A 22583-nucleotide genomic window follows, 5' to 3' on the forward strand; every position below is an offset into this window, starting at 1 on the left:
GCAGAGATTTTTGCATGGTGGAATTCAGGTAACTCGCAAACGGGAGATTACAGCGGAGAAGGCACGCTGAAAGGTGGCACAGTAGTGCTTAAAAGTGACTTAAATGACCCAGACTGCAAAGCAACGCTCACTGTAGTTCAAGAGAAAATAAAGGCATCGTTTTCTCATTGCAGTACAGATCATTTACCCGATGATTTTAACGGTCTATACAGCAAAATAACGGATGCCGTGGCCGGTGATTATACGGTAACAGTGCCAAAGGCTTATTTTTATAAAACTGCGGAGGCACTCAACTCAAAACTTATGTATTGAAAGGCAATAAGGTTACACTGGATATGGACCGGATAGCTGCATGTAAACAAAACTGGGTATACGTATATTTCACCAATAAAGCCGGCAAAGAAACTACCGGTACTTACCCTTGAATGAGCTGGCAAAGCTTGATTAAACGCCTTAGCCCAATAAGTACCGTTGAGCCTACCCGATATAGACAATTTCTAAATGCGCCATGTTGATTTACCGCTCGTTATCGGCTACTGTTTTGCGCCATTGCTCCAACGAAATAACAGAATCGGTTATCACATCATAATAACTGATGCGGTGGGTTTTACCGTCAACGGCAAAGGTATAGTAAGCTACCAAACTGCCGCCGTTATCTTCAGCTACTTTTACCCAGTAATAAGGGTCCTTACCGGTAGGCGGACTGTCAACGTAAGTAACTAAACTTCTTTTACCCTTGCTATCTTTTTTAACTTCTGCGGTTTTGCGCTTTACCTCATCCAGGTTCGTAATCAGGCTAACAACCTGGTCCTCCTGGTTTGATGCAGCGGGTTTAGCTATTGCAGTGTGCTTTTTTTTAATTGTTTCGTTTTTTTGATGATGCTCACAAGAGGTTATAGTGAAAGCCTGTAAACAAAGTAAGCTACAGCAAATGCGCAGTGAATAGTTATTAATTTTTTTCATGACGGTTATCGTTTGCAATGCAATTATTAAAAATATCACTCCGTGCGGCCAAGCAAGTAATTATTTACCAATTTACCTGTATAGGTTGCATAACGATCGGGCGGTTTTTGCACAGGTGGTAAACGTTCGTGATGATGATAAATATGCACGTCATCACTCTCAAGATAGTATTCGGTTCTGCAATTTTGGCATTTATAAAAATGCAGGCTTAAGCTCCTGTTTGTAAACGCTGCCGCATTTGGGGCATTGTATTGCCTTAATATCTTTCGCCATCTTAATTGCTAAACATTTAGAGTATATTTTAGGTTTTAACAGAATGAAAATATTAAACAGGATTATTCTGGTTTTAATTAAAAGGCTGAATTTCAATATTTATTATGCAGAGCAAACGCAATCCCTGTAACGCCAGGCCATCAAAAGGCATTTATGCTTTGCTTTTAGTTTGTGTAATCTTGTTTTACAATGCGGGATATGCTCAAAAATCAGCTAATTGGTATGGCTATTACAATCAAAAAACAGCATTAATAGGTTATAAAAACAGCTCGGGCCGGGTAGAGATCACTGCCCGTTTTAGCGGACTAACCAGGGCTTCCGTATTTAAGCATATTATTGCCGTTAACAACCAGCGAACCAATACCTCTTATTACCTGCTGAAAAACGGAAAGATGGTGGCCAAAGACAGCCTCTATGTATGGGATATGACCTTTGATTGCGAACAGGAAGGAAAGATCAGGTTCCGCGACCCTAAAACAGATAAAGTAGGTTTTTTGGGAGCCGACGGGAAAATAGCGATCGCGGCGCTGTATAATGACGCCCGGCCTTTTCATAACGGATTTGCCGAAGTGCTTTATAATGGCAGGCGTGTTTGCCCGGACGGAAGCGCCTTTGATCAGCATAACCCTTGTGAACATTGGGGATGGGACGGCGTTACAGCGCTGGTTGATACGAAAGGTAATGTGATAGCCGATAGCCTGGAGAGCAGTGAACTGCAAAACTTAAATTGGCATTCAATGCAAATGAGCGATCAACCGGCTGATACCACCTTGCGTGTTTCTTTTAAAGCGAAAGATGGCCGCTATTATTCCTTTGTTAACTATGAAAAAGAATTTGACCTATGGTTTAATAACTATTACCTGGCTCACGTTCAACACGCCTGCCGGCTTAATTCGTTTGATATGATTTGCGTAGAAGGCCTGTTTAAAAATCAAATCCGGAAATTTTATCCCCGAAAGGATTTCTTTGCCGCATATTACGAAGTATTATTAAAAAAGCTCCAACGCCTTAAAAAAGGCAAAACAGATATTCAGTTGATACCGGATGAACTGAACCCGATGATCTACACGCAAACACGATTTAAAACTTACTATACCGATTGTGGAGATGTCAACGTTGCAGATTACCCTTTATTTGATGTAGTGGTCACTCATTTCAAAAACAACACAACAATCAACTACCAGGAACATTTTTCTTTTCTGCGCACAGCAGGCGGATATAAATTGATTGCAGTGGCCTGGAAAAACAAGCGGTAATTCTATTTTATTACTTCTACTACATATTTGTTCCATAACTATGCGGATGCTATAATGGTTCTTTATAAAAAACGTCAACCTTCGCCTTTGGGTGGCGGCTGTGCTACACTTTGCAAACTAATAAAAATAAGCAGAAGCAAGGGCGGTAATAAAGACGCGGCATAGGTGAATAAGTAGCTGTAACAATTTAACTATTAACAAATTATTTTTGAAATATTTGGCATAAAATCGCAATAATTAAAAACTACCAATAAGGTTGGTTGTTGCTATTAGCAAATTAACTTTATATACTGAGTATGTCGTTAAAAAGCCTTTCCAAAACCCGGTGGAAGATCGAGCCAAATGGTGTAACCATTTATCCTTACGGTATTTTTTATGTGTTTACCGCAATTTTGGCCGTTTTTTTTACCGGTCTTATCATATTATATATCACTTATCAAAATACATCCATAACCGAATCTTTGCCAGTTGTCCTTTTTTTTGTGTTGATGCTTGTCGCGTTTTGGAGTTTTGGTGGCACATATATTCAATTTGATAACCGCAAAGGAACGATGCGCAAAATGCTGTTCGGCTTTTTACCAACCACAACCATTCCGTTGGCACAGTTGCAGGGAATTAAAGCAGTAACAACTTTACAAACTTATAAGTATCATCTGTTTTTAAAAGATGCGCAGTATGGTAAAGGAATTGTAGTGTCATCAGGTTTTAGTAAAAACGACGACCCAAACGCTATAGCTTTTGTAAATGAGGCGGTTCCGTTAATACACAGTTACCTTGATAGGTACAACAGCCCGGCTGATTATGTTGCAGAGCAGATAACTGCTTACCGCTTTTTTGAGCAGGACGGCCATGTTTATGCTATCAAAAGTAAAAAAGTTGGCCTTTTAGTTTTCGGAGCAATATTTTAATTATAGGGTTTTTCTTGCTCATTCAAGAATCAACTAATCTTTTAGCTGAAGTATTTGTTGCTGCTATTGTGCTTTTTTTGGCGTCTATTTTTTTTATTGCGGCCTACACCAAAATAACTTTTGATCCGGCTACGCGAATCTTTAAAGGAACAGGTTTGCTTAAGTATCTTAACAGGCAGTATACTTTTGACGCATTTGCACACATTCAGACCGTGCGCAGATCGATCAACATGGTGTATGCAGGTACCGATGTTAACATGTATTTTAATGTAACCGATAAAAAGCGCAAGCAGGATGTTATTACTGTTATTAGCTCGCTTAGAAAGAGCAGCGATATAGAGCGGTTTATAAAGGAACTTTACCAGGTAATGGGTATAGCTTAAAGTATGGCTCAATTACGGGAAATAAATTGACTGCAGAACAGGTTGCAACAGGTTAGGGAACAACCCGAAAAACTTTATCGGCCATTATTTATGGCAAGCAAAGCGTTAGCGCTGAGATGGCTTCGCGCTTAAGTGCAGCGTTTAATGCAACAGCGGGGTTTTGGCTGCACGTACCAGCAAACTTCTACCTTGCCCAGGCCCGTAAGCGGGTTGATATTAAGCAGGCCCAAGTTTTCTGGCAACCGCAAGCCGATTTTGACGACTTTCCAAACTTAATAACGATACCAAAACCGGACACCATTTAATTTTCTGTTGCCTTATTTACCGGTTTCGGGGAGGGTAGATTTCATGTTATATACCAACGTTATATAAGCCGGATTTAACAGCAAATATAACCAGGCCTGCTGTATTACGTGCACCTGTTTTAAGAATCAGGTTATTACGGTGCCCTTCAACGGTACGCACACTCAAATAAAGTTTACTTGCAATTTCAGCGGCGCTAAGCTCCTTGCATATCATTTCCAATACTTCTTTCTCGCGCCTGGTAATATCAGTGGCGGTGGCGTTAAGATACTGATGCTGCCTGCTCTTACTGTCCGAGTAATGCTGTAAGGCTTGCATTGTTTGCAGATTGATGTAAAAGCCTGCTTTGTATACGGCTTGTATAGCGGTTATCAATTCGTCTTTATCGCAATTTTTAACAAGGTAAGCATCAGCACCTTCTGTTATCATTTTTGAGATCAGCCTATCCTGCAGATTCACCGAGAGGATCACTATTTTAACCTCCGGGTATTTCTCTTGTAAAATACTGTTTAGTTCTATTCCGTTCATCCCGGGCATACTCATATCCAATAAGGTTACGTGTGGCAAACGTGGCAGTGTGTTTAATATCTCCAGGTATTCAGGCCCTCCGGCAGCTTCGGCAACCAATTCAAAACCGGGTACGCTACTGATCAGCAAGCCCAGGCTTTGCCTGAAAATATGTTGGTCATCTACTATAGCCACTCGTATTTTTTCCATTACTATTTTTTTAATGTATCCACCGTGATCCGGATGTTAAAACCATTTCCTTCGAGCGAATCAATCACATAAACAGCGTTAATGATACTCAACCTGCTTTCAATATTAAGGTAGCCCATGCCTTTCTCCTTTCGCGGCGATGGTGATAATCCCCGGCCATTATCATTGTAAACAATCTGGATTCCGTTGTCATCGCGTTCAAAAATAATTTTTACCTCAGTGGCATCTGCATGTTTTATGGTATTGTTGAGCAGCTCTTCAATTACTCTATACAAACTCATGCAAGTTGTTTTACTCAGTATACCGGCAAAGTCGCCCGCGTTGTTGGTAACAACAATCCGGAGTTTGCCGTTTAAGGTAATCGATTCACACATTTCTTCAACGGCACCCATAAATCCGTAAAGTTCAATGCCAATAGGTGAGAGGTTATGCGAGATGTGCCGAACATCTTGTATAACCTTGTCAATGATGACTTTACAATTATTTTTAAAACTTGCCGGCGTATGCTGATCAAACATTTCGATGGTGATGCGCAGATTAGAAAGCGCCGTCCCCACGTCGTCGTGCAGATCCTCCCCTATGCGCTTGCGTTCCGCTTCCTGCGACTCGATTACCGTTTGCAGCAGCTGTTGTTGGTGGGCCGCTTCGGAAAACCGGATATACTGTTGCTGCTTTAAAAGTTTGTTTTGATGGCGGATAAAAATAATTACAAACGATACAACCAGCATAAATACCCCGCCGATGCAAAACAAGAGCAGTATGAAAACATTATCACTCGTTTTTTGCATATAAAAAGCCAATCGTAAAAAGAAAGTACATCACCATTACCAGCGTTGCATGGATGTAAGCAAAAATGAAATACACCGTGGGGGATGCGCTTTGGTTGAGCAGGTTTAAAAAGGCAAAATAGAATAAAGAACTGCCAAAGTAAATTAATGCACCTGTAACCAACCAGTTCGCCGGTTCGTAAATCCATTTTTTTTTGTTTTCTGCCCCGCCATACTTAAAGAAATAAAACAGGCAAAAACCAATAATAATTAGCGCTGCAATTGATCTTGGATATGAGTTAAACCCGTGAATGCTTTGAATAAAAATGAAATTAAATATGCTGAACACCGTAAAAATAACCATCAGCCACCGGGTTAACCGGATAACTGATGACGCATTTAATGCGAGTTGAAAAAAACGTAGAATAAATAAAAACTCAATTATAGTATAAAAATGGAGTAATGGTAAATTGTTAATTTGATGACTTCCCAATACTCGCGAAGTGATTTCCGTCAGCGCAGCAAAAAGGAGGTAAAATAACATTCCCTTTAACAGCTTATCGTTATAAATCTTTTTAACGAAACCCGTTATAATCGGCACAAGTATGGTAGCCGGCACCACAATAATCACATAAACATGCTTCATCTATAAGCTCAACTAACAGCATCTTTCAGGCATCGCAACGTAAAGTTCACTGCTAAAGTCGCAAAATTGAGGGCATGGCGCCGTAAAATCATAGATAGCAGTATCATTTGGATTGGGGGAATTGGTCATGATATAGTCAGCCTGTGGTCTAACGGCGCTGGCATACAATACGGGCACAAGCAGGCCCCGCAAATCTGTAACTTTGGCGGGTTCAATATGGTCTTCACCGGCAAGGCCGAAATACACTCTAATTCCCTTAAGTTCCACTTCAGGATAGGCGCTGATTAGTTGGTTAATATCGTCGATTGAAATATAAATTGCCCTTGGAATTTTGGAGTCAGGTATTGTTGGACCCAACAGATCTCGCATGAAATTTAACCATCGCTTGACCCTGACACGAGCGAGATCAAGGCTAATTCTCTTATCACTAATGGCGCGAAATTTTGGTACAGAAAGGTACTGATTTGACATACTGGTTTAAGGTTTGGTTTGGTTATTATACAATTTGATAAACTACAGGCGCTTCGGAGAGATTGATTAACTGACAGATAGATCATCTGTAATTTACTGTGTTAAAGATAATATTTAAGTGAACTAAATCAACAATATTTTTATAATACTTCACCATTTAACTAAACTCTTACCGGGCTGGTAATACGTATAGAAAAAGCTACTCTGGCGCTTACCTCCCGCCATGCAGGTATTTCTACCTGTTTATTGAATAAGGTACTAACACGCTATTTAAATCTCGATGGGAGCTGTTTCTTTACACTAAATCTAAACGAGATTCACGATATGCAGATCAGCCAAGAAAAGCTTTTTTTAATAAAATATACCAGTAATAAAGCATTACCTGATCATAAAGATGTTTGCAAACAGTGGAGTCTGCCCCACTAAAAAAACTGACTTGCCCCGCACAGGTAAATTATGCGGGGGGTGGAATCTGAAAAGCCCCGAATAGAGTAAGAAAAACAATCAAACTATAAAACAAAATGGTAGACGTTCAATTAAATTTCATTAACAATTCCAATGACCGGAACAACTCACAAATTGTGATCTTCCAAAGAAATCAAACTACCAGTTACGATGAAATCGCCGTAGCGTGGAAGGTAATTGAAAATTGCGGACAGGGGTGGAACCATCCTTTCGTGTATCCGATGGCGATGTTTGTTTCTGCCAGCGACAGTTGGGGTAACTATAGCCCGCTACTGCCAGCCACCAACGGGCAGCTTTTTAATGTAGTGGAAAATGGTTCGGGCGATATTTTGCAATATTCGGGTCAGAACGCAGGTAGCCTGAACGAGATAGATGTTTATAATGCGCTGGCCAGTGGCGCAATGAACGCTAATGTTTATAAAGATGGTCGTTTACTGGCTATCAAAACAGGTGTTGCTCCTCAGCAAAAAGCAGTATTTGAGTTTAAACCTACCATTTGGATTGGCGTTACCTCTCAGGTTACAGAAGGCCAATTGATGAATTCTGCCATTATTTCACAGATCAATACCGAAATATCATTGTTTGGTATCAAGAGCGCCGATATTATAATGGGCGGCGGCGGCCCCGGCCCGGGCTCTACTGCATTTACGTTTACGCTGCAAAATGTTGTTTACGCCTGATTTTACTTCTCACCCAACCCGGGGAAACTATTTCCCGGGTTGTTTTATTCATCTTATAAAACAGCTCATCATGACTGATTTTATCGTACATTACACAATAAAAATCTCCTCTGAATTCTCTAAAATAATACCCGGTAAAAATACCCCGGTTATTAACTATAGTATTATTCGCACAGGTGACAATCTCGTTTTAAGTGAAGGTTCGTTAACCGGAACTGCAACCAGTGATGTAAGTGAAGTCACGCCAGACTGCTTCTTTATCGACGGTAAACTGAGCACACAATTAAATGATCATGAAATTGTATTGAAAGGCGATTTCAAGTACGGCCAGAAAAATGCGCCCACACCGTACAACCGTTTTGAGGGAACCATCGCAATATACCAATTGACAGATCCATACCCAAAACCAGAACCGCCTTCACCGCCAGAACCGCCATTGCCACCGGTTTCAGAAGTTTAAACCTGCCATTTGGATTGGCGTTGCCTCGCAGATTACAGAAGGCCAATGGATGACTCCGCCATTATTTCACAGCTCAATACCGAAATATCATTGTTTGGTATCAAGAGCGCCGATATTTAATGGGCGGCGGCCCCCGCTCTACCGCACTTATGTTTACGCTGCAAATTGTTGTTTACGCCTGATTTTACTGCTCACCCAACCCGGGAAACTATTTCCCGGGTTGTTTTATTCATTTTATAAAACAGCTCATCATGACTGATTTTATCGTAAATAAAGCAATAAAAATCTCCTCTGAATTCTCTAAAAGAACACCTGAGAAAAATATCCCAGGTATTAACTATAGTATTATTCGCATAGGAGACAATTACGCTTTAACTTCAGGTTCCTTAACGGGAACTACAATCAGTGATGTAAGTGAATCCACGCCCGACGGCTTCTTTATTAAAGGTGGCCTGAGCACACAATTAAATGATTATGAAATTGTATTGAGAGGCGATTTCGACTATGGCCAGAACAACGCGCCCACACCGGCCAACCGTTTTGAAGGAACCATCGCAATATACCAATTGACAGCTCCATACCCAAAACCAGTGCCTCCTTCACCGCCAGAACCGCCACTGCCACCAGTTTCAGAAAGCAATGCTGATAGCTTTACAGGCAATTTATCAATTGATGCGCCGCTGTTTCCATATATCTACGTTAAACCCTGGCCGGCAGAAACAATGCTGAGCAACTCGCAACACTTTATAAGTTACCCGGCTGAAAAAGCCGGAACGTTTTCCTTATATTGCTTGTTGGTACCCCAAGCTCAGCTGGCTAACCGGAAGGAGATGGAAAACTTGGCGATCCGTTTTTTACAAAACGAAGATTCTTTTGCCGGGCAATATTTTTACAACCTGCAACAAGTACCGGCGCCATTCAACACTTTTCCTGATGTTTATAACTTGCTTCGCGAAGCGAGCCGGGTTGATGAACTTGAAAACTCACTTTTAAATTTTTTTAAATATGATGATTACGATACATTAACCTCACTTTGCCATTCGCCAGTCAACGCCGCAATTATTGACCAGGTATGGCAAAACTATTTTGCCCTTACTATAGCCAACGGGTATAATGAAACCTTTTTTATTGCCCTAAATAAAATATTGTTGGTATGGAATATCATGCAGCAATTTTATGTGGAACTGCCCGAGCAAGGCTTAACTTTTACAACAGAATGGCTACATAAATTATTGAAAGCTACCATCGTTTTACCTGGTATTCCGGCTAAGGGAGCAAAGGCAACCCATCCAGAAGTATTTACCATGCCAGTATTTCCTCTTCCACCTTATACAGGTAGTGTACGCGTTGATACAAAAAGCTGGCTGGTGCCTTATGCAATAGGTCAGCTAAAAGTGGCCAAATATCGTTTACTTCGCTACCAGCAGGGCGAAGTGGCGCAAATACAAAATATTTTAAAAGGCGAACAAAAGAAAATTGTAAGCCGCAGCTTAACCAATACCAGAGAGCAAACTACGTTGCAGGATAACAATAGCACCGACTCTGGTAACGAATCAAAGGAAACGACAGGGGAATTGTGTATAGAGGCGCAAAAAACAGTTGCAGCTTTAACAAAAACGGTTGCCTACAATAACCTGAGTACTTCGTACGGGCCACCTACACAGGGCATTCTTAACGGGTCGTATACAAAAACAATAACACATGCCGATCCGTCATCTTCAGAAGATACCAATACCTTTACTTCGCTGGTGCTTAATAAAACGCTTAACCGGATTAACGAAGCTGTTTTGAAATCAAGATCTTTTTCAAAATACAGCGAACGGGAAGAAACAACGAGCAGCATCTTTAATAACACCACCGGCACTGAAAATTTAAGGTGTATATACCGGTGGGTAAATAAAGTTTATCGTATTGGCGTTCACAACTATGGTTATCGTTTTTTACTTGAATTACAGCTCGATAGCCCGGCTTCTGGCTTTATAGCATCGCAGCAAGCGTTAAATAACATAAACCTTGCAAAACCCTTATCTCCCGCAGATAATCAAATTAATTGTTTTGACAATGTAAGCGCTCAAAACTATGCAAAGCTGGTAAACTCCTTCCATCTCACCAAACTGTTGCCACCGCCAGAGCCGGTTGTTATCAGTGTAACCTTGGTTCCCGGCGAATCAGAAAAAAGCATCATCATACCTGCGGGTTATGCTGCTGGCACAGCAATAATTACGGCTCAGTCCGCCGCAGGAGTAACATCAACTAACGCAACCGGGATTATTAGTTCCACGGCTTTTACAATAACAAATGGCAGCATCGCTCCTGTAAACCCCATTACGCTCAATAATGAAACCGGGCAAGTTCAGTTGGTTATAATTGGCGATAATTTACCCGACGGACAAACAGCGCAAACAAAAGGCATTATATTGAACGTGGTGATAACATGTACAGTTGCGGACACAAAAATGAATGAATGGAAGATGACCGTTTTTAATGAAATTAACCAGGCGTATGAGAAGATGATGGACCGATACGATCACGATATAACGAGTTTCGCCAGCCGGCATCAACAAACAAATCAATTACAAATAACCAGCATCGAGCGGACAAGCATTTATAAAAACTGCCTGGATATGATGCTAAATATTTATGCCCAAAAGGTAGGCCATGACGATCAATTATCACCGCCTTCGTTTTCTGTTAATAGGCAACAATACACACAGTTTTTACAGAAAGCCATTGAATGGGATGAAATGACTTATCGGTTTGATGATTATCCCGATAATCCAGACCAAATGCCCAGATGTAGTGATAGTTCATTGAGGCCATTTTTACAGGCATCAAGTGCCACTGTTTTTCTTCCTGTAAAACCGGAGTGTAATTTTCATTTGCTCTACTACTTATCCGCCGGTGCTATTTGGGGGGCCGAATATCCATTTGTGCCGATAAATGACGTCGATTTGAAGATAGCGGCTCATTTAAAGCAAATAAAAAGTTGGGACAAAACCGATAGAGAAGAGAAACATCTCGACATCATCGTACCAACCGATATGCAAGTAGTACAGGAAGGTAATCAATTACCCGATTATTCACTTTTTAAATAGATAATTATGCACCCGCATCATCACAGACACAGTCATTTACCCATGATGCCTACCGGAGTTCCAATTGGAGCCGTAATAGCTTTTGCCGGAAAAATATCACCACCGCTACCACTACCATTAAAGCTACCAGTACAGGATCAGCCTTTAAACAGCACAATTACAGAAAGCCAGGGATGGATGATATGCGATGGCCGGAAGTTGAATTGCGCGGATTATGGGATGTTATTCGCTGTATTGGGTACAACATACAATAGAAAGGATGACAAGGGTGCAGTATTCAGGATTCCAGACTACCGTGGGTATTTTTTGCGAATGGTGGACATGGCCAGTGGGAACGACCCGGACATTGCCAACAGGATATTACCCGATACTTCGGCAAGCATTGATGTAGGCTCGATTGAACAAGATGCTGTTCAGTATCACCTCCATAAATACACACAGCCGCAGGAAGCCATTACCATCAAAATTGCCGACCAAGGTTCGGCAAAAGTGGTGCCGACTATTAAAGCAGATATCAATTCAGGAGAGGCGGTAACAGATCATGGCAAAACGCCGCCCCCGCCCGCAAAAAACCAATCACAGCCATCGGCAGATTATTCCGAAGTAAAGTTGAGCTTTGAAACGAGGCCCAAAAACGTGTCTGTTTATTACATTATAAAATTCATATAGCTAACAAAAAAACTCATTAATCTTAAAAATCAAACTCATGTCTTTCAACGCATTTATAAACATAGCTCAACCGGCTGGCAGCAATAGCTGCGGGGCATTTGCACTGGCAGCACTGCTACAGAATTTTGGGCTCCAACAGCAAAATCAGCAAGCGTATTTATTAAATACAGAAAATATGGCATCAGGATACACCCAGCCGGGGCCAGAAGTTTCGTACAATAACGACCCGCTTGCTTTCGCTCAAAGTATTTACCAGGTTACCGGGATTTTAAACACAGATGCCACAAATGCTGTTTACCAGTATCTTAATCCGGTTTCGGATATGAACCCGCCATCCGCGCTGGTGTATATTGCTACACTATTTGGTTATCCGCCAGACCGTATAACCGTTCAATATAATAATGCCGGAATGAATATGTTCAGCAGTTTGCATGTCACTAATGCAGGTGCGGGAGGTACGCTTTTAAACACTGAAATTACGCTGCTCGCCGGCATTAACGATGCCGGCAATATGATAATAGCCGGGCCGGTAAACTATAGCAACCGCCCGAACAACACCCAGTTGCAAATGATTCTTGTGGACAACGGCACTCATTGGATTGCACTAAACAGCACCCAGCTTTATGACCCTGGCACCGGTGAAGTTGGCTCGTATACCGATCCTGTGGACAACGGAGGAGTATGGTCATGTACCTGCCCTGGGACAAACCGCACCTATGATTTTTCGGGAATCTGGATACAATTAAGGATTAACTGATCATCAATTTTCCAATTGAATTTTATGGGGTATTCCGATGGTGCATAACAGGCACCATCCCATTCAACAATAACCGCTTCCATCAAAACTCAATTTTTACGGAAATATCAACTGATGATCTTTCTTCCACGTTCCGAGTTCAGCACTACAACGGCACTTACATTTCGCCTGGTAATGGTAATAACAGTAGTAAGCGCTCAACCTTTTGATGCGCTGACGGTAAGCATCCGCTGATACTTCGGGCAAATGAGATAACCGCGTAAAGGCAAGTTGTCCCATCGAAATAATCTTTGGCCCGGTGTAATTAGTTTTACCTTTCAGCAAATAATGTTTCGTGTAATCTGATTATAAGTAATTTCAGTTTAATCTGTCATTTTATTTGTTAATGTAACATTAACAAGAGCACCTTATATTTGCGGCAAAAAAGAGAAATAAATGCCTGATCTGATCGATAGATTACAAAAAAGTGATGAGCAGGCATTTGCTGATATTTTTCAGGCTTATTGGAAAAAACTTTTTGCAGCTGCCTACAGGCGCGTTAATGACGAACAATTGGCGCAGGATATAACCCAGGAAATATTTATGCAGCTTTGGGACAAACGGGAAAGCCTGAATGTGACTACCGCGAACCTGGAGTTTTATCTGTTAAGGAGCGTTAAAAATAAAGTGATCAATCATTTTAATTCCAGCCAGGTAAAGCAACATGTGCTTCAAAAAGTAATGTACCGCATGGAAGAAATGCAGGATGAGGTCCACGATCCTAAACGCTACCGGGAACTGGAATCGTTTGTAGCGTCTGAAGTTGATCGTTTTCCGCAAACCATGAAAGCCATCTTCCTGATGCGGAGCGACCAGCTATCCATCAGGCAGATAGCCCAAAACCTGAACCTGGCAGAGCAAACCGTAAAAAACAATATCACAGAGGCCCTTAACCGTCTGCGTTCCTCCTTAAATAAAAAATTTATGGATGAGGACCTGGCAGTATTATTCGTTGCGGCCACCCTATTAATAAAACATTAACATAACCGTAATAATTATTTAAGGTACCTCTGGCCTCTTTACCTGTGTATGATGTAAATAACCCATACTACAGGTGAGGAAAAGAAATTTTAAAACACTGCTGCGCAAATACGCCAAACGCAAGCTCAACGAAATTGATACCCAGTTGGTGGATGGCTGGTATGACTCTTTCGGCTATGCGGAAAACGTCAAACCATTACAAAACGAGAAGACTGCAGTCCGGATTGAGTCTCAGCTTCGCGGCGCGTTAGACCAGCATATTGCCCAAAAAAAGCAAGTCCGTCAATTGAATTTTTGGCCTTATGCCGCGGCGGCTTCCCTATTCCTTGGGGTGCTATTCACTTTCCTCCATTACCGGTCATCGCAGGCACCAGACTTGCGCCTCGCTTTTGATATAGTAAAAACCTCAAAAGGCGAACTTAAAAAAGTAAAGCTGCCTGATAGTTCTGAAGTATGGATGAACGCGGGTAGTGTGCTTCACTATACATCAGCTACATTTAACCAGCACAGGATTATTTACCTGGACGAAGGAGAGGCTTTCTTCCAGGTGACCAAAGACCCTAAACATCCATTCGAGGTTTATACGTCCAAATTGCACACCCGCGTGTTAGGCACCTCTTTTAATGTAAAAGCTTACGGAAAACTTCACTATACGTCGGTATTGGTTAAAACAGGCCATGTGCGCGTCACCGTTAAAAATATGGAACCAGGGGCTGTTATTACAGCCAGCCAGGGCCTGGTATATAACAATATTACAGGTTTGCTGCAAAGAAATGATCTTCCAGCAGAAGAAAGCGGCAGTTGGGTTAACGGGATCACCATGCTTCATGAAGCGTCGTTTGACGAACTGGCACTGGTGTTTTATAACCGGTATAAACAAAAACTATCATCCACTAATCCGGATGTTCTTAAATACCACTACACCATCACTTTATTACAAAACAAGTCTGTAGAAAGTGCCCTGAAATTAATATGCAATATTCACAATAATCAATACAGGAGGAAGGAAAATGAACTAATTATATACTAAAAAAGCAACCAGCCTGTATACAAGCTGGCTGCGTAAATTAAACAGCCTTTCCGATCGCCAAAAAGTAGAGGCTGTACCCGAGTAATCATTTCTAATTAATTAAACAGATTTTCAAATTTATGAAAAAAAGCAGCTTGCTTATCAGGCAAATTATGCGAATTTCCTTTTTAGTCACCATTCTTTTATTTGTTTTCAGCCAGATCTTATGGGCTGCACGGTCAGATGCGCAAACGATCAAACAAAAAGTCAGTATCGCGATCGGTAACGAAAGCCTTGACCAGGCGTTAGCGCAATTCGGCAAAACGACACATTTACAGCTGGCCTATGACGGCACAGCGCTGGGACTAAAAAAATACACGGTAAAAGCCAAAAACTTCTCTGCTACAACAGCGGCCGAGGTGCTTGAATATCTATTGCAAAACACTAACATCACCTATAAAGAAACAAGTGATGGCATAGTACTGGTGCCTAAAACCAGGCTTAAACAAGGGAAGATCACCGGAATTGTTTTAGATGAAAAAGGCGAAGCATTACCCGGAGCCACCGTAGTGGTAGTAGAAACCGGGGCAGGTACCCAGACCAAACCCGACGGCACCTTTTCTATCCCGGTACAGGTGGGAACTTATACCCTTAAAATTAGCTTTATCGCCTACCAGACCCTGCTCGTTAAAAACGTTGTTGTAGAAGATGGTAAAGAAACGCATCAAAAAATTGCCCTGCAATCCGACAATTCCAAACTGAATGAGGTGGTTGTAGTTGGCTACGGCTCTAAGTTAAAAAGCGAAATTACGGGTGCGGTTTCCAGTATTTCGTCAAAAGATCTGGCAAACCGGCCCATTACCCAGGCATCCCAGGCTTTATACGGGTTAGTACCCGGCGTATACCTGAACACAAGTACCGGGGAAGCCGGTAATAACCAGGCAACCATCCGTATCCGTGGGATAGGAACACTTAATGATGCCAGCGCGTTGATCCTGGTTGACGGAATTGAAGCCCCCCTGGATAATATCAACCCAACAGATATTGAATCTATCAGCGTCCTAAAAGATGCCTCATCTGCGGCTATATATGGTTCGAGGGCTGCCAATGGTGTGGTTTTGGTGACTACCAAGCGCGGTAAGCTAAACAGTAAACCAACCATTGACTATACGGCTTACGCCGGTTTATCAGCCCCTACTGTTTTACCTCAAATGGTGACAGACCCAACCACGTACCTGCAACTATACCGGGAAGCGGCCCTTAACAGCGGAACCAAAGTAGCTTTTACGGATGCCGACATAGCCAGATACGCCAGTCAACCGTCAACCAACTGGCTTGATGTGGCGTTTAAAAAAACAGCGCCCATTCAGCAACATACCATTGCCGTTCGGGGTGGCAGTACCAATACAACCTATAGCCTATCGCTGGGCTATTTAAAACAGGATGGTATTATTAAAGGTAACCAGGATTATAATGCTTATAACATCCGTTCCAACATTGATAATACCATTAGCAAAAAACTGAAAGTTGGGTCATCGATAGCGTATAGCTACGGTTTAACCAATTTAACGCCAAAGGATGTAGCTACGCAAATAGCCGGGAATGCCATTGACAATACGCTAACGGGCAAAGGTAACCTGGCGTTTGAGGGAGGGCTAATGCAGCATCCGATAGTGCCGGTGTACGACGGATTGGGTAGGTATGCTACGCTGGAGCAGGCATTAGGCCTTACCTCGAGCAGAAACAACGAGCAGGCTATCTTAAATAACGAATATGCTGTACAAAAAGACAATAGGCTATTAGGGAATGTTTACGCAGAGTACGAAATCATCAAAGATTTAAAAGTAAAGGGTACCGTAGGCTATAATTATCAGCAAATGGGTTATGTGGATACGCGAAAAGAGTTTTCGCAATACGATCCCGTATCGGGCGCATTGGTTTCCACTGTTTTTCCGGGCAGCCAATTGTATGATATCCAGCGCAACTCACAAAACGTTACCGCTTTTCTGCAAAGCACCTATGAAAAACAGGTAGGCCTCCACAATTTTAAAGCTTTAATAGGTTACAACCAGGAGTCGTCTGTTCAAAAGCAAAACACGGTTGAACAGCTGAATTTTGGATCGACAGATCTTATCACGCTGGGCAGTGGCGCAACAACACCTGTGGCATTGACTACACAGGGCGAATGGGCACTGCGGTCGTTTTTTGGTCGCTTCGACTATAATTTTGATAACAAATACCTGTTTGAATTCAATTTCAGAAGGGATGGGTCTTCCCGGTTTGGTGCCAATAACCGTTATGGTAACTTCCCTTCGGTATCGGGCGGATGGCTGATCAGTAATGAAAAATTTTGGGATGTAAAATTCTTTGATCTTTTAAAACTAAGGGCTTCCTGGGGTAAGCTGGGTAACCAGAATACCGCTTTATATCCTTTTGCCTCGCAGGTGGCGTTAACCAGTAATTACTCTTTCAATAATAACATCAACACTGGCGGGGCCATATCTGTATTAGGCAATCCTGACCTGAAATGGGAACAAACAACTTCCACGGATATTGGGATAGATATGGGATTCTTCAAATCCAAGCTCACCGTAAGCGGAGATTATTTTATTAAAAACACTACAGGGATTCTTACGCAAATCACTAACCCCTTAACGCTTGGTATTACTAATCCAACCATCGTTAATGCCGCCGCAGTACAAAATAAAGGCTGGGAAGCCGATGTTAATTACCAGGATAAAATAGGCAAAGTAAGCATAGGTGCAGGGTTTAATTTTACTTATGTCAACAATGTGGTTAAATCCATTAACCCGAGTCTTTCGGGCGCGGCCGACCAGGTGGAACTGGATCATTCAGCCGATTCCTGGCTGATACGCGGGCAGCCCATCGGCGTAATCTATGGTTACCAGGTGCAGGGTATTTTTCAAAACGCGGCAGAAATAGCAGCAGCCCCAAACCATAGCAAACTTTTTGGAGTAGCTCCACAGCCGGGTGATTTTCGGATAGCGGACATCAATGGAGACGGTGTTATTGACAGTAAGGACAGAACGGTGATAGGCAACAGGCAACCCAAGCTTTTATATGGCTTTAATTTTAAAGCGGGCTATAAGGGCTTTGATTTTTCGGCCCTATTCCAGGGTATTGGCCATGCGGATATTTACCTGTCGCGCAGCGTGGGGCCTTTCCCCTTTGCCGGTATCCGGTCTGTGTGGTTGAACCGCTGGACTCCGGAAAACCCAAGTACCACTTATCCGCGACTTTGGATAGACCGCAATGGTTACAATGGTTCTACCATCGAAATCAATAACGCCTCTTACTGGGTACAAAACAGGGCTTACCTGCGGCTTAAAAACGTTCAGCTGGCTTATACTATTCCTAAATCGGTGCTCAGTAAAACATTTATCCAAAACCTGAGGGTGTATGTAAACGCGCAGAACCTGCTCACCTTTACGCCATTGAAAGACTTTGATCCGGAAAGACAGGATCAAACCCAATATGGTACATCATCATTGCCACAACTTAAAATATTTACCGCCGGTTTAAATCTTACTTTCTAATTTATGGAAACTTTAAACACAAAGTTCAAAACATTAATCATCCTGTTGCTGGTTGTCTCCCTCGTTTCCTGTAAAAAGGATTTTCTGACCAGGCTACCCCAAGACACCTTATCACCGGATAACTTTTATAATAACGCAGCTAATTTAAAAATCGGCTTAACCGGTGTTTATAATACGCTTCAGAACGCACAGTTATTTGATAAGATCCCGGAGTTGGATGCCATATCAGATAACAGTATGCTTTTTAAATACGAAACCGACCTGATTGCTTTTTCGCAGGGTAATGCTTACGCCAATATTACCAACACAATGCCTAACTATTATGGGCAGCCTTACATTTTAATACAGCGGGCCAACGAATTGCTGGATAATATTAATGCTCCTGGTAATATCACCCAGGCAGACCGCAATGATTACCAGGCAGAAGCGCGTGCCCTAAGGGCCATAGCTTACATGCGCCTGGTGTATTTATTTGGCGATGTGCCGTTATACACCACCTTTATAGATAAAGCAACTTCACTCACATTGACCCGTACCTTAAGGGATAAAGTGATTGCCTTCATCGTAACTGAACTACAGGCATCGGCAGCTGTTTTAGGTACCAAACCTTATAACAATGAAAAAGGCCGGTTAACCAAACAGGCTGTATTAGGTATGCTATGCAAAGTGCTGGTTTATGAAGCGCGGATGGGAAAGAGGCCCTGGGTAGAAGCACAAACCGCCCTGGCCCAATTAATGACGACCGCACAGGGCGCAGGCGTTGATCTGTTAACAACCGGCACGGGTGCCAATGGACAGGCTAATTATGAAGCGGTTTTTTTACTGGCGAATGCCGATAACAAGGAGGTTTTATTCGCGGTAAAGAACAACGACCTGAACAGGGGTGTCGACCTGTCTACCTTTTACGGAGCTGGCGGCGGTAACCTGAGTGTATCGGTACATACCAATTTCGTGAATGATTTTTATGGTACAGACGGATTGCCAATTGCCACTTCTTCCGTCTATAATCCGGCCTCTCCTTATACCAACCGTGATCCACGACTGAAAGCAACGGTTACTGTACCCGGTGATGTCTATTCCAACAACGCCACATTAGTGCCTTTCAATGGCCGGATTACCAAGGGGACTTTGCAGACGGACTTTGCTATTAAAAAATATACAACCCTTGATGGTACAAAATTCAACCAGGGCCAGCTGGATGTTATCATTTTAAGATACGCGGATATCCTGCTACTTTTTGCCGAAGCCGAGAACGAGGTTAACGGCCCTACAACAGCGGCCTATAATGCCATCAACCGGGTAAGGGCAAGGGTAAATATGCCTAATGTAAAAACTGGATTAACGCAAACCGACTTCAGAAATGAAGTGATCCACGAACGCCGGGTTGAGTTAGGCTTTGAAGGTCAGCGCTGGTTTGACCTGGTTACACTGGGGATTGCTAATCAAAAGATCAATGCCATCAATGAGCTGGGCAGAAAGTTTGTGCCTAACAAGCAGGAACTGTTCCCTATTCCGCAAAGTGAAATTAATTTGAATGCTAACCTTACCCAAAATCAAGGTTATTAATTAAGGAAATGATGAAACAAACATTCAAATACCTATTGATGGTAGTGATTACCGCCAGCCTTTACCAGGCTGCCGGCGCAACCACCATTTCGGTAAGGCTGATCAAAGATAAATCATCCAGGTGCCTGCAACAGCCGGTATTGAAATTCCTGTCAAATCAGGAAAATTATACAATCTCGGCAAAGCAATGGTATAACGGCGAAAATGACTGGGAGATTTTTTTTGAAATAGAAACGAAAACCCAGCCCATCGCGTTAGCTCAACTGGAAATTGAAGCAAAAGGTATTAAAATAGCCCGGGCAATTATTGGCCGTACAGACGTACCTTTTAAACAAATTCATAATTCCATAACATTTCAGCTGGTTAATGATACAACCGATGGCAGGCATGTGCAAACTTCCTGGCAGAACCCTAAAGGCGGGCCGCACATCTGGTTTTATCATAACTGGGAAGCACGCCGTAATGGGAAATACTTAAATGTACCTTATCCCGCAAAAGCGCTGGCCGCATCCTTTAATTTTGTATTAGCCTGCCATGAAATGTTGCGTTTAATGGGCGATATGAGCGGCATGAACCAAAAGTTTTATGGCGAATTTATCTTGCTGACGTGTGAGTCTTCTGCCCCGCGGGCCCATCTGGATTTTCCGCCGCACTGGCACCTCGAACATTGGGAAAGCGGTTATAACAAAGAGTATGGGATTGACTGGCGGAAGAAGCAATTCATCATCCCGCATTATTACCTGGATTCTGCCGGGAATATCACGCATAACAAGCGTAGTATTACTCAAAACTATCAACCCGTAAAATCAGCTAAAAATGATTACCTGCCTGGTGATACCTGTATCTGGAACGACACAGAAGGTAACTTGATATTTAAGCAGGTTATTAAAAACGGGGGACTTTATTTCATCAAACCCAACGGTGAAGAATGGAGCTTACGACCAGATCAAAATAACGGTAGCTCAGAATCCGTTTGGATCTATCGCGGTAATTCAGCTGTTGCAAAAGCAAAAGCTGTTGATAACGGGGAGACCGGGGAAACCAAATTATACATCGACTATTACGATCAAGGAATCAAAAAGAATTCGTGGGCAGATGCATTTAGATATGACAGGTTTACGGGCAATCAATTGTAAATTAACAACATGGATTGCAATCTTTTCCGATTAATCAGCATATAGTCAGGGCTTGCCTGCTGTAGCAAAAAAGTAAAATCATTCGCAGGCAGGAGATTGTTTGCGAATGATTTCTTGATGTTTTTTATGCCATGAAAAAACAAGATACAGATAATCAGCTAATTGGTTAAAATACTGATAGCCAATAGCAGCACGCCCTTTTTTTAAAGGTAGGGGCACCCACTCTTAATACATATTTTTGTAATTATGTACATCAAGGTCACTGTATTTATTGAATTTGCTCATAATTTGGTCGATTTTCATACGAAGCTCCAAATTAGTAAAACAAGAAATTTCGGGTGTCATGAGCGAGGCTTAAATTCCGTTTGGTCTGTTGAGCAATGCTTCAAGCCATCCATCGACTTCCGAACGGCAACATGATACTACCGGCGTTGAAAGCAGTGATCTAAAATTGCATATGATGAGAACAAAACTTTTAAGCTACGTCAATCATTTCGCAGGCTCGTTTTGAGCATTTAGCTTTCGCTGAATGGCTAAAAGATACAATTGAACATTGGAGTTTAATAAGCTTACGGATTGTTGCAATTGGCCCAGTAATACTGAACGGGTTTGTAAATCGTCTTCCGAGTAACTGCCGCCTTTATTAAACAGCAGTTCAAGCGTATGCTTAGCAGCACCATTCAACTCAATACCCAACCATCTTTTTTTAATATTTTGCTGTATGGACAGGTTGTTATCGCCTATGTTAAGCTCTTTCCTGTTCATGAGCTGCCATATAAATTTCGGGTATTGGGTGGACACCTTTGGCGCGGTCCAGATATCCGAAATCAAATTTCTTTGATATGTAAAATCCACTTTATTGTGGCCGGCTTGCAGGAGCCTGGCACCCAAATAGGCCGATACAATTGCCCCTCCTATAACAATGGTATTTTGGGGTGTACTGCTTTTTACAAAAACAGGCGCCACCGTGGTTGCCGAACCGGCAAATATGGCACCTATAGTTAAATTATTAGTCCTCTTTTTTTCATATCCATCCAGATACCCGGCGGCCCTTTTTGTCCTTTCTGTTTCACAACTAAGCTCAGACTGCAGTTCATCAAAAACGGACTTCACCCTCAACTCCTTTTCAGTTAGTTGCTGTCGTAATTCTAACCCCGCAGCCATTGCCCCGGCAGATCCGTTGTTTTGAGTTATCAACAACTGTTTGATAAGGGGTACCATCCCGGTAGCATTAGCTACCAGGATTTCATTTTTTGAAAACCTGCTGCTCAGCACCGAATCATTTTTCAATAGCGAATCCGGATTAGTAAAAGAGGGTTCAATTTCTTTAAAACCAGCATTGATGTTTGATACGCAATAATCATCCTTCATCATCAGACGAAACTGAGATGCTTTTCTGGCCGTATTGCAACCCATTAAAAGCGGCAGTATGCCAATTAAAAAAAATGAAGAGGCCAGTAGTTTGGTTTTATTTTTCATGAT

At 42.2% G+C, this 22583-nt stretch carries 20 protein-coding genes; 14 read left to right on the forward strand and 6 right to left on the reverse strand.

The genetic code is table 11. The annotated features are described in order from the left end of the window. Positions 1–516: 516 nt before the first annotated feature. On the reverse strand, positions 517–963 hold the full coding sequence (locus MUCPA_RS03380) for a hypothetical protein (protein WP_008504446.1): 447 nt from the start codon (positions 961–963) through the stop codon (positions 517–519). A 377-nt stretch (positions 964–1340) separates the two neighbouring features. On the opposite strand from MUCPA_RS03380, the gene MUCPA_RS03385 reads away from it, so the two are divergent. From MUCPA_RS03385 to MUCPA_RS38115, 4 genes are all read left to right on the forward strand, one after another. After that, positions 1341–2492, forward strand: a complete 1152-nt coding sequence (locus tag MUCPA_RS03385) for a WG repeat-containing protein (protein WP_008504449.1) — start codon at positions 1341–1343, stop codon at positions 2490–2492. 296 nt (positions 2493–2788) lie between these two features. Further along, a complete protein-coding gene (locus MUCPA_RS38775) occupies positions 2789–3400 on the forward strand; it encodes a hypothetical protein (RefSeq protein WP_233276840.1) in 612 nt (203 codons plus the stop codon). Between the two features lie 14 nt (positions 3401–3414). Continuing rightward, entirely contained in the window at positions 3415–3783 is a 369-nt protein-coding gene (locus MUCPA_RS38780; protein ID WP_233276841.1) for a hypothetical protein, read from the forward strand. Positions 3784–3899: 116 nt separating this feature from the next. Further along, on the forward strand, positions 3900–4088 hold the full coding sequence (locus MUCPA_RS38115; protein ID WP_050982013.1) for a helix-turn-helix domain-containing protein: 189 nt from the start codon (positions 3900–3902) through the stop codon (positions 4086–4088). A gap of 46 nt (positions 4089–4134) precedes the next feature. On the opposite strand, the gene MUCPA_RS03400 is transcribed toward MUCPA_RS38115, so the two are convergent. Genes MUCPA_RS03400 through MUCPA_RS03415 form a run of 4 tightly spaced genes read right to left on the reverse strand, consistent with a single transcriptional unit; the run spans position 4135 to position 6687 of the window. After that, entirely contained in the window at positions 4135–4803 is a 669-nt protein-coding gene (locus MUCPA_RS03400; RefSeq protein ID WP_008504453.1) for a response regulator transcription factor, read from the reverse strand. Positions 4804–4805: 2 nt separating this feature from the next. Beyond that, positions 4806–5591, reverse strand: a complete 786-nt coding sequence (locus MUCPA_RS03405; protein WP_008504454.1) for a sensor histidine kinase — start codon at positions 5589–5591, stop codon at positions 4806–4808. Next, positions 5575–6216: a hypothetical protein gene (locus MUCPA_RS03410; RefSeq protein ID WP_008504455.1), complete on the reverse strand. Its 642-nt coding sequence runs from the start codon at positions 6214–6216 to the stop codon at positions 5575–5577. The genes MUCPA_RS03405 and MUCPA_RS03410 overlap by 17 nt, the downstream gene beginning before the upstream one ends. 12 nt (positions 6217–6228) lie before the next feature. Next, positions 6229–6687, reverse strand: a complete 459-nt coding sequence (locus MUCPA_RS03415) for a hypothetical protein (protein ID WP_008504456.1) — start codon at positions 6685–6687, stop codon at positions 6229–6231. A gap of 521 nt (positions 6688–7208) precedes the next feature. Here MUCPA_RS03415 and MUCPA_RS03420 point away from each other — a divergent pair. The 10 genes from MUCPA_RS03420 (at position 7209) to MUCPA_RS03465 (ending at position 21101) form a co-directional block, all read left to right on the forward strand. Further along, positions 7209–7832 (forward strand): hypothetical protein, encoded by a 624-nt coding sequence (locus tag MUCPA_RS03420; RefSeq protein ID WP_008504457.1) that lies wholly within the window; start codon positions 7209–7211, stop codon positions 7830–7832. A gap of 70 nt (positions 7833–7902) precedes the next feature. Beyond that, positions 7903–8292 (forward strand): hypothetical protein, encoded by a 390-nt coding sequence (locus tag MUCPA_RS03425; RefSeq protein ID WP_008504458.1) that lies wholly within the window; start codon positions 7903–7905, stop codon positions 8290–8292. A gap of 251 nt (positions 8293–8543) precedes the next feature. Then, on the forward strand, positions 8544–11387 hold the full coding sequence (locus MUCPA_RS03430; protein ID WP_008504459.1) for a hypothetical protein: 2844 nt from the start codon (positions 8544–8546) through the stop codon (positions 11385–11387). Positions 11388–11393: 6 nt separating this feature from the next. Beyond that, positions 11394–12056, forward strand: a complete 663-nt coding sequence (locus tag MUCPA_RS35645; protein WP_008504460.1) for a phage tail protein — start codon at positions 11394–11396, stop codon at positions 12054–12056. Between the two features lie 37 nt (positions 12057–12093). Then, positions 12094–12813 (forward strand): hypothetical protein, encoded by a 720-nt coding sequence (locus MUCPA_RS03440; protein WP_008504461.1) that lies wholly within the window; start codon positions 12094–12096, stop codon positions 12811–12813. 435 nt (positions 12814–13248) lie between these two features. Then, a complete protein-coding gene (locus MUCPA_RS03445; protein WP_008504463.1) occupies positions 13249–13833 on the forward strand; it encodes an RNA polymerase sigma factor in 585 nt (194 codons plus the stop codon). Positions 13834–13906: 73 nt separating this feature from the next. After that, positions 13907–14863, forward strand: a complete 957-nt coding sequence (locus MUCPA_RS03450; protein WP_008504464.1) for a FecR family protein — start codon at positions 13907–13909, stop codon at positions 14861–14863. A gap of 119 nt (positions 14864–14982) precedes the next feature. Continuing rightward, complete coding sequence (locus tag MUCPA_RS03455; RefSeq protein ID WP_008504465.1) at positions 14983–18399, forward strand: TonB-dependent receptor; 3417 nt, start codon at positions 14983–14985, stop codon at positions 18397–18399. A gap of 3 nt (positions 18400–18402) precedes the next feature. Continuing rightward, positions 18403–19965 (forward strand): RagB/SusD family nutrient uptake outer membrane protein, encoded by a 1563-nt coding sequence (locus MUCPA_RS03460; protein ID WP_008504466.1) that lies wholly within the window; start codon positions 18403–18405, stop codon positions 19963–19965. 8 nt (positions 19966–19973) lie between these two features. Then, a complete protein-coding gene (locus MUCPA_RS03465) occupies positions 19974–21101 on the forward strand; it encodes a hypothetical protein (RefSeq protein ID WP_157543801.1) in 1128 nt (375 codons plus the stop codon). A 489-nt stretch (positions 21102–21590) separates the two neighbouring features. Here the strand turns inward: MUCPA_RS03465 and MUCPA_RS03470 are convergent, their stop codons facing one another. Continuing rightward, positions 21591–22580 carry a hypothetical protein gene (locus MUCPA_RS03470; RefSeq protein ID WP_157543802.1) on the reverse strand — a complete coding sequence of 330 codons (990 nt, stop codon included), beginning with the start codon at positions 22578–22580 and terminating at the stop codon, positions 21591–21593. Positions 22581–22583 lie beyond the last annotated feature (3 nt).

It is taken from the genome of Mucilaginibacter paludis DSM 18603 (genome assembly GCF_000166195.2).
GTDB classification, from domain to species: Bacteria; Bacteroidota; Bacteroidia; order Sphingobacteriales; family Sphingobacteriaceae; genus Mucilaginibacter; species Mucilaginibacter paludis.